This is a genomic window from Nocardia sp. NPDC057353, assembly GCF_042667085.1.
Lineage (GTDB): Bacteria > Actinomycetota > Actinomycetes > Mycobacteriales > Mycobacteriaceae > Nocardia.
Window position 1 is genome coordinate 1 of sequence record NZ_JBHVAK010000115.1, and the last position, 8,454, is coordinate 8,454.

Below are 8,454 nucleotides of genomic sequence, written 5' to 3' on the forward strand. Positions count from 1 at the left end.
GCGCTCTCGCGCGTTTCAGGCGCTGGCGGGCTCGCGTTCGGCGCGCGCGGTCTCCAGCAGCTCCTCGGCGTGCGCGCGCCCGGTCTCGGTGTCGTCCAGCCCGGCGAGCATGCGCGCCAACTCGACCACTCGCTCCTCGCGCTCGAGCGACTGCACCCCGCTGTCCACCCGCCCCGCGCCGTCGTCCGACTTGCTCACCACCAGGTGGGTGTCGGCGAAGGCCGCCACCTGCGGCAGGTGCGTCACCACGATCACCTGGTGGGTGCGCGCCAACCGCGCCAGCCTGCGCCCGATCTCGACCGCGGCCCGGCCGCCGACCCCGGCATCCACCTCGTCGAACACCATGGTCGCGCCGTGGTCCGACCCGGCGAGCACCACCTCCAGCGCCAGCATGACCCGGGAGAGCTCACCGCCGGAGGCGCTCTTGCTCAGCGGCAGCGACTGCGCACCCGAGTGCGCGGAGAGCCGGAACTCCACCTCGTCGATCCCGGACGACCCGGCGTGCAGCTCGGCGCCGTCCACGGTGAGCGGCGCCGAGTCCTGCGCGCTCGCGGGCAGCTGCCGCACCGTCACCTCGAGCCGCGCCTTGCCCATGGCGAGCCCGGCCAGCTCCGCGCTCACCGCATCGGCCAGCTTCCCCGCCGCCTTCGTCCGCGCGGCGCTGAGCTTGACCGCCGCCGCCCGCACCTTCTCGGCGGCGGCGTCCACCTCGGCGGCGAGCGCCGCGATGGCCTCCTCGGAGACGTCGAGCGAGGCCAGCCGGGTGCGCGATTCCTCGGCCCAGGCGAGCACCCCGTCCACGTCGGCGGCGTACTTGCGGGTCAGCGTCTTCAGCTCGGCCTGCCTGGTGAGCAGCGAGTCCAGCGCGCCGGGATCGGAGGGCAGGTCGGAGAGGTAGCCGCTGAGCTCGGTGCCCAGATCCACCACCACCGCGATGGCATCGGCCAGCCGGGGCGCCAGCACGGCGAGCGCCGGATCCTCCGCGGCCTCCAGCCGCGCCCGCGCGGTGCCGAGCAGCTCGAGCGCGCCTGAGCCCGCGTCCGGCGCGTCCGCGGGCCCGGCCAGCGCGTCGTGCGCCACCACCGCGGCATCGCGCAGCGAGTCCAGGTCGCTGAGCCTGCGCACCTCGTCCACGATCCGCAGGTCCTCGCCCGGCTCCGGCCGCACCGCGTCGATCTCGGCCAGCGACTGGGTCAGCCGGTCGGCCTCCAGCGCCAGCTCGCGGCTGCGCGCGGTGCGCTCCAGCAGCCGCTCGCGCGCCGCCAGCCAGGCCTTGCGGTGCTTGCGGTAGCCGCGCAGCAGCGGCGCGACGGTGTCCGCGGCGAACCGGTCCAGCGCCGCCAGCTGCTGCTCCGGCCGCTGCAGCCGCAGCTGGTCGTTCTGGCCGTGCACGGTGAGCAGCGGCGCGGTGAACCCGGCCAGCACCGAGGCGGGCACCCCGCGCCCGCCGAGGTGCGCCCTGGACCGGCCGTCCTTGCCGACCGTGCGGATAGCGATGACGCTGCCGTCGTCGTCGGCCTCGGCGGCCGCCGACTCCAGCACCGCCCCGACCTCGGCGCGCGCCGCCTCGTTCAGCTCGTCGACCGTGAAACGCCCCTCCACCACGGCCTTCTCGGCGCCGAGGCGCACCCGCCCTGCGTCCGCCCGCGCCCCGCTGAGCAGGTGCAGGCTGGTGACCACCATGGTCTTGCCCGCGCCGGTCTCGCCGGTGAGGACGGTCAGCCCCTCGTGGAACTGCGCGGTCGCGGCGGATATGACGCCGAGACCGTCAATCCTGATCTCTGTCAGCACTTGTGCTCTCCGTTCGCCGCCGGCCTCGCCAGCCTGTCACGGGCAATTGGAACTTGCGCACCATTCTGTCCGCGAAGGGCGCCGAGTCCAGCCGCACCCAGCGCACCGGCTCTGCCCCGCGGACCGCCTCGACGCGGCCGCCGCGCGGCAGCGCCAGCGTGCGCCTGCCATCCAGGAAAACTATCGCATCGTGTCCGGTGGCCACCGACTCCACCGCGATCCGCGACTCCGGGCTGGTCACCAGCGGCCGCGCGAACAGGGCGTGCGCATTGCTCGGGATCACCAGCAGCGCTTCCAGTTCCGGCCAGACCACCGGCCCGCCCGCGGAGAACGCGTAGGCGGTGGAGCCGGTCGGGGTGGCCAGCAGGATGCCGTCGCAGCCGAACGCCGAGACCGGCCTGCCGTCCACCTCGAGCACCACCTCGAGCACCCCGAGGCGGGAGGCGTTCTCGATGCTGGCTTCGTTGAGTGCCCAGCCGCTCTCGACGATCTCGTCCTCCACCCGGACGGTGACGTCGATGGTCATCCGGTGCTCGACCCGGTAGTCGTGCCGCACCACCTGCGCCAGCGCCTCGTCCAGGTTCTCCGCCTCGGCCTCGGTGAGGAACCCGATGCGGCCCAGGTTGATTCCGAGCACCGGGGTGGCGGCCGGGCGGGCCAGCTCGGCCGCGCGCAGCAGCGTGCCGTCGCCGCCGAGGACCAGCACCATCTCGCAGCCGACCGCGGCGTCCTCGCCGTGCTCCACCACCCGCACCGCGCCGTCGCTGCCCACCGTGCCCTCGAACCGGGTGCTGTCGGCCTCGTCGGCCAGGATCCGCAGCCCGATCCCGGCGTCGGCGAAGATCTTCGCCACCCGGTGCGCGGTCTCGATGATCTCGGCCCGGCCCGGGTGCGCGACCAGCAGGATCTCCCGGCCGCCGAGCGGCGTTCCCGCGTTCACTGTGGTCCCTCCTCGACGGCCCGTTGCACCATGGCGGCGACCGCGGCCGGGTCATCCGCGACCCCGCCCTCGTTCCGCAACCACAGGAAGTATTCGACATTGCCGGACGGGCCTGGCAGCGGGCTCGCCGTCACCGCCCGGGTCCGCAGTCCGAGCGCCCCCGCCGCGGCCGCGACCTCGCGCACCGCCGCCGCGCGCAGCGCCGGATCCCGCACCACCCCGCCGGAGCCCACCCGGTCCTTCCCGACCTCGAACTGCGGCTTCACCATCGGCACCAGGTCGGCGCCTGGCGCCGCGCACGCGGCCAGCGCGGGCAGCACCAGCCCGAGCGAGATGAACGACAGGTCACCGACGACCAGCTCGACCGGCCCGCCGATCACCTCCGGCATCAGATTCCGGACATTGGTGCGATCCAGCACCGTCACCCGCGCGTCGCTCTGCAACCGCCACACCAGCTGCCCGTAGCCGACGTCGACCGCCACCACGTGCGCCGCCCCCTTCGACAGCAGCACGTCGGTGAAGCCGCCGGTGGAGGCGCCCGCGTCCAGGCAGCGCCGCCCGGCCACCGACAACCCGGCCGGCTCGAAGGCCGCCAGCGCGCCGAGCAGCTTGTGCGCGCCCCGCGAGGCCCAGGAGACCTCGTCCGGCTCGGTGCGGACCAGCAGCGGAGTCCCGGTCTCCACCGCCGTTGCCGCCTTCGAGGCGACCGAGCCGTTGATGAGGACGCGCCCCGCGGAGATCAACTCGACCGCGTGTTCCCGCGACCGCGCCATGCCGCGGCGGACCAGCTCGGCGTCAACGCGCGCACGCCTGGCCACTCAGATCTTGTCCACCGTGGCGAGCGCCTCGACCAGCACGTCGTGCGCCTGTTCCAGGATCTTCGCCCGGCGGATGAGATCGACGCCCGCGTCCGCGTGCCCGGCACCGGCCTCCAGCTCGGCGAGCAACTCCCGCACCTCGGCCCGGACCTGCGCCGGATCGGCGGGCTCCGGCCCCGCGCCGGGCAGGTGGCTGCCCGGCAGCGGCATCGCCGGGCGGTGGCCCTGCGGGCCGGGATGCGGACGCGGCGTCGGAGTACTCATCGTGGGCTCAACGCTATCGGATTTCCGGAACCGTTGCCCGTGGCCGCACCGCTCCCGTTCCCCGCCGTTCTGCCGGTGGCACCGCCGCTCGCGGCCCCGTTCGCCACTCGATCGCCCGCGCTGCCGCGCACCGGGAACGCGCGGTCGGGCGCGGCGGCGAGCAGCTCGCCGAGCGACGGCGCGCCGAGCTCCACCTCGTCCGCGGCGACCGGATGGTTCAGCGCGTCCAGCGTCAGCGCGACATAGCTCGGCCGGTGCTCCGGCGGCGCGGCTGCCAGCTCATCCAGGGTGCTGACCCCGGTGAGCACGAGCAGCGAATCCAGGCCGACCCGGTTCGCACCCTCGATATCGGTGTCCAGCCGGTCGCCGACCACCAGCGCGGCCCGAGTGCCCGCCCGGGTCAGCGCGTCCTCGAGCAGCGGCGCGAAGGGTTTCCCCGCCACCTCCGGCTCGGCGTCGGTCGCCGCGCGCAGCGCCGCCACCATGGAGCCGTTGCCCGGCGCGAGGCCGCGCTCGTTCGGCAGCGTGCGGTCGGTGTTGGCGGCCACCCAGTGCGCGCCCGCCCGGACGGCATAGGCGGCCTCGGCCAGGTCGGGCCACGCGGTCTCCGGCGAGTGCCCCTGCACCACCGCCGCGGGCACCCGATCGGTGAACCGCCGCACCGGATTCAGCCCCGCGCCGCTGACTTCGGCGACGAGCGCGTCGGTGCCGACGACCAGCACGTCGGCCCCCGCGGGCACCCGCTCGGCGAGCAGCCGGGCGGCGGCCTGCGCGCTGGTGACCACATCGTCGGTGCCCGCGGCGAACCCGAGCTCGGTGAGGTGCTCGGCCACCGCGCCCGGGCTGCGGCTGGCATTGTTGGTGACGTAGACGAGCTGCTGCGCCGAGCCCGCGGGCAGCGCCTCCGGGGCACCGGGGATCACCGCGGCGCCCCGGTACAGCGTGCCGTCCAGGTCGAGCAGCAACGCTCGGTAACCGTCTCGTAGCCGGGTCACTCCACCCTCGTTTCGTCTCGGCGCTCGGATCCGGCCGAACCGGTCCATCGGACACGCCCGCTCCGGGCGCGCGCGGCGCGGCTGCGCCGCCGTCTCGTCCTCATGGTTCCAGAACCGAGCACGGGTACCGCCGTGCTCATCGTCACTCGGGCGCCGCCACGGGCCCCCGTTCGTCACCACTCCGGACGAGCCGCCGACGCGGGCCCGGCCGCCCGGGCGCACCCGGGCTCCTCGACGAGACCCCCGCACTGTAGCGGGGGCCACCGACAGGTTCAGTTCTCGGCGGTGAGCTCGGCGGCCCGGTCCTCGGCGTCGGTGTCGCCCTCGGTGTCCGCGGCGGCCGCGTTGAGAAACCAGGTGAGCCCCTCGTCGGTGCGCCCCGCCGCGACCAGCGCGTCCGCGTAGGCATAGAAGAGCCGCGCGTAAGCGGACCCGCTGCGCGCCGGGTCCAGATCGGCGGTCTGCAGCGTCACCACCGCCTGGTCGATCTGCCCCAGGTCCATTCGCGCGCCCGCCACCACGATGCGCAGCTCGATCGCCTCGTCACCGGTGAGCGCGCGCGCCTCCTCGCTGCGCCCGAGCTCGATGGCGCGCTCCGGGCGGCCGAGCCCGCGCTCGCAGTCGGCCATGACCGCGAGCAGCCCGGAGCCGCCGGACATCCGGCGGGCCGTCCGCAGCTCGGAGAGCGCCTCGGCCCACTCGCCCGCGTGGTACGCGGTGACGCCCGCGGTCTCCCTGACCACCGCGATCCGGCCCGCCCGCTGCCGCGCCGCCCTGGCGTGCGCGAGCGCGAGCTCCGGATCGTCGGCGATCAGGTCGGCGGCCATGACCAGGTGCCTGGCCACGGTCTCGGCATTGCCCTTGTCCAGGCTCAGCAGGTCGCGGCGGATGGCGGGGTCGAGGTCGGAGGCCTGGACGTCGTCCGGGATATCCGGTTCTTCCGGGCGCGGGGGGCGGCGGTCCAGGCTCCGCCCGACGCGGGCGCCCTCCCCGCCGCGCCTGCGGTCGTCGCTCCCGGCCCGGCCGAAACCGCGGCGGTCGTCCTCCCCGCTGCTCGCGGACGCATTCGGCGAAGTGGCGCTCTCCGATTCCCCGGTGCTGCCCACAGGGCCGTCGGAGCCACCCGCACCCGAACGCGATTCGTCCTCGCCGCCGCCGACTCGCTCGCTGGCCCCCGAGTCCGCCGCGCTATCACCACCGTTCTTGCCATCGCCGGCGTCATCTCGGCGGACACCGGCTCCACCATCGCGCTCGTCGGCGCGGTCCGCGTGGTCACCGCTGCCACTCCCGGGGGCGTCGACACCCCGGCCGTCCTCGACATCGCTCGCACGAGCGTCGCCGCCCCGCTCACGCCGGTCGCTGCCGTCAGCGCGATCATCACCCTTGTCGATCCGGGTTACACCAGCATCGCTCCCAGCGGCATCGTCACCGGCGCCGGTCGCGGAGCCACCACCAGCCGCAGCGCCCTCATCACCACCGGTTACGCGGTCATCGATTCCGACACCACTCTCGTCGGCACGGGTCACGCGATCACCGGTACCGACAACGCCCTCGTCGGCACGGGTTGCGCGATCACCGGTACCGACAGCGGCCTCGTCGGCACGGGTGGCGCGGTCATCACGGTCGACAGCGCCGTCATCGGTGCTGTCGGCGCGATCGTCGAGCGCCGCCGCGCGGTCATCGCGGTCGGCTACCTGGTCATCGACGCTGTCCGCGCGGTTGTCACGCTCGTCCACCTGCGCATCGAAGTCGTTCGACTGCTCATCGGCCCGAGCTTCGCTCCCGCGATCCTCGGCCCGGCCACCGCGGTCGTTCCGCCGGAATTCCCGCCCGCGGTTGACTCCCGCCCGATCATCGTCGCGCCGGAAATCGCCGCCGCGCTCGTTCCCGCGCAGGAACCCGCCCTGCCGATTCCCGCCGCGCTCGTCGGACCGCCTGCTGTCCCGGTCGCCGTCCCGCCGAAAACCGCCCTTGCCTTCCGGCCGCTCACCCCCGCGCCGGAACCCACCGTCACGGTCACCGCCCCGCTGGTACCCGCCCTGATTCGAGCTGCCTGCGCCGTAGCCCCCACGGGACCCGCTGTCGCGATCGTCCCGCCGAGAACCACCTTCACGGCCACCGCCACGGGGGCCACGGTCATCGCCCCGGAATCCGCCGTCGCGATCGTCGCGCCGGAAGCCGCCCTTACGGTCATCGTTGCGGTATCCGCCCTCGCGGTCGCCGCCGCGCCGGAACCCGCCGTCGCGCTCATTGCCACGGAAGCCGCTCCCGCGATCGTCCCGGCGGGAACTGCCTTCCCGATCGTCGCGCTGAAACCCGCCTCCGCGGTCGTCGCGCCGGTCACCGCCATCGCGGAACCCGCCCCCGCGGTCGTCCCGCCGTGATCCGCTGTCGCCACCACGCCGAAAGCCGCTCTCGCCGCCCTGCCGGAAGCCGCCCTCGCGGTTACCCCCATCACCGCCACGCCGGAAACCGCCCTCACGATTGCCGCCGTCGCCTCCCCGCTGGAATCCGCCTGCGCGATGACCGCTGTCGCCTCCCCGCCGGAAACCGCCCTCGCGATCGCCGCTGCCACCGCCGCGCGGAAAACCGCTCTCGCGATTGCCGCTGCCACCGCCGCGCGGGAAACCGCCCTCGCGGCTGTCGCTGTCGCTCCCGCGACGGAACCCGCCGTCACGATCGCCGCTACCGCCGCGGCGGAAGCCCCCCTCGTCGCTGTCGCGCCGAAAGTTCCCTTCGCGGTTGTCACTGTCGCGTCGGAATCCGCCGCTCCGCTCACCACCGTCGCGGCGGAAACCACCACCGCGGTTATCGCTGTCGCCACCACGGCGGAACCCGCCGTCACGATCGTTACCCCGCTGGTAGCCGCCGCGGTTGTCCCGCCGGTCGTCACCACCACGATCATCGCGGCGGAATCCGCCCTCGCGATCGTCCCGCCGATTACCTTCGTCGCGCCGGAACCCACTGTCCCGGTCGTCTCGGCGGAAACCGCCCGCGTTGCCGCCGCCACGGCGACCATCGTTTCCGCGCTGGAAGCCACCGCGATCGTCCCGCCGATCCCCGCGGTCATCGCGCCGGAATCCGCCCTCACGACGCGAACCCCCATCGCGATCGTCGCGCCGGTAACCCGGGCGATCGTCGTCGCGACCGAACCCGCTGCCACGATCGTCGCGCCGGAACCCACCGTCGCGGTCTCCGCCGCGCGGGTTGCCGCCCCGATTCGACTCGCCCCGACGGAAGCCGCTTCCTCCTCCGGACGATCCGTGGTCGCGCTTGAAACCGCTCTCGCGGTTGTCGTTTCGGCGGGAATCACCCGATCCGCGCCGGTCGGAGTCGCCTTGCGAGGCGTCACGCCGGAAGGGTTTCCGGTCGTCGTTCCGTTCCGGCACGATGTTCCCTTTCCGAAATCCCGGGCCTCCCGGGAGAAGTATGTTCGCTCTTGAATTCAACCATGCTGCGGGCAGCACGAAGCACCCGCCTACCGGCAGGTGCGATCGGGCCCCGAAACGAGATCAGGGGACCCACCTCGGTGGATCCCCTGATCTGACAATTTGTTCCGGCGGTGTCCTACTCTCCCACACCCTGTCGAGTGCAGTACCATCGGCGCTGGCAGGCTTAGCTTCCGGGTTCGGAATGGGACCGGGCG

At 74.0% G+C, this 8,454-nt stretch carries 8 protein-coding genes and 1 rRNA gene; 2 read left to right on the forward strand and 7 right to left on the reverse strand.

The genetic code is table 11. The features are described from left to right. Window positions 1–15: 15 nt before the first annotated feature. From recN to ACFUUZ_RS31230, 6 genes are all read right to left on the reverse strand, one after another. Window positions 16–1,791, reverse strand: a complete 1,776-nt coding sequence (gene recN, locus ACFUUZ_RS31205) for a DNA repair protein RecN (protein ID WP_378702561.1) — start codon at window positions 1,789–1,791, stop codon at window positions 16–18. After that, on the reverse strand, window positions 1,769–2,731 hold the full coding sequence (locus ACFUUZ_RS31210; RefSeq protein ID WP_378702563.1) for an NAD kinase: 963 nt from the start codon (window positions 2,729–2,731) through the stop codon (window positions 1,769–1,771). The genes recN and ACFUUZ_RS31210 overlap by 23 nt, the downstream gene beginning before the upstream one ends. Continuing rightward, window positions 2,728–3,549: a TlyA family RNA methyltransferase gene (locus ACFUUZ_RS31215; protein WP_378702565.1), complete on the reverse strand. Its 822-nt coding sequence runs from the start codon at window positions 3,547–3,549 to the stop codon at window positions 2,728–2,730. The genes ACFUUZ_RS31210 and ACFUUZ_RS31215 overlap by 4 nt, the downstream gene beginning before the upstream one ends. Then, a complete protein-coding gene (locus ACFUUZ_RS31220) occupies window positions 3,550–3,813 on the reverse strand; it encodes a hypothetical protein (protein WP_378702567.1) in 264 nt (87 codons plus the stop codon). Further along, on the reverse strand, window positions 3,810–4,808 hold the full coding sequence (locus tag ACFUUZ_RS31225) for an HAD-IIA family hydrolase (RefSeq protein WP_378702569.1): 999 nt from the start codon (window positions 4,806–4,808) through the stop codon (window positions 3,810–3,812). Before ACFUUZ_RS31225 ends, ACFUUZ_RS31220 begins: the two co-directional genes overlap by 4 nt. Window positions 4,809–5,080: 272 nt before the next feature. Next, window positions 5,081–5,914, reverse strand: coding sequence for a tetratricopeptide repeat protein (locus ACFUUZ_RS31230; RefSeq protein WP_378702571.1), 834 nt, complete (start codon window positions 5,912–5,914; stop codon window positions 5,081–5,083). 162 nt (window positions 5,915–6,076) lie between these two features. Between ACFUUZ_RS31230 and ACFUUZ_RS31235 the strand changes: the two genes are divergently transcribed. Both ACFUUZ_RS31235 and ACFUUZ_RS31240 read left to right on the forward strand, forming a co-directional pair. Then, window positions 6,077–7,192, forward strand: coding sequence for a hypothetical protein (locus ACFUUZ_RS31235; protein WP_378702573.1), 1,116 nt, complete (start codon window positions 6,077–6,079; stop codon window positions 7,190–7,192). Window positions 7,193–7,330: 138 nt separating this feature from the next. After that, window positions 7,331–8,251 carry a hypothetical protein gene (locus ACFUUZ_RS31240; protein WP_378702574.1) on the forward strand — a complete coding sequence of 307 codons (921 nt, stop codon included), beginning with the start codon at window positions 7,331–7,333 and terminating at the stop codon, window positions 8,249–8,251. A gap of 111 nt (window positions 8,252–8,362) precedes the next feature. On the opposite strand, the gene rrf is transcribed toward ACFUUZ_RS31240, so the two are convergent. Then, window positions 8,363–8,454, reverse strand: a 5S ribosomal RNA gene (gene rrf, locus ACFUUZ_RS31245); the annotation flags it as partial.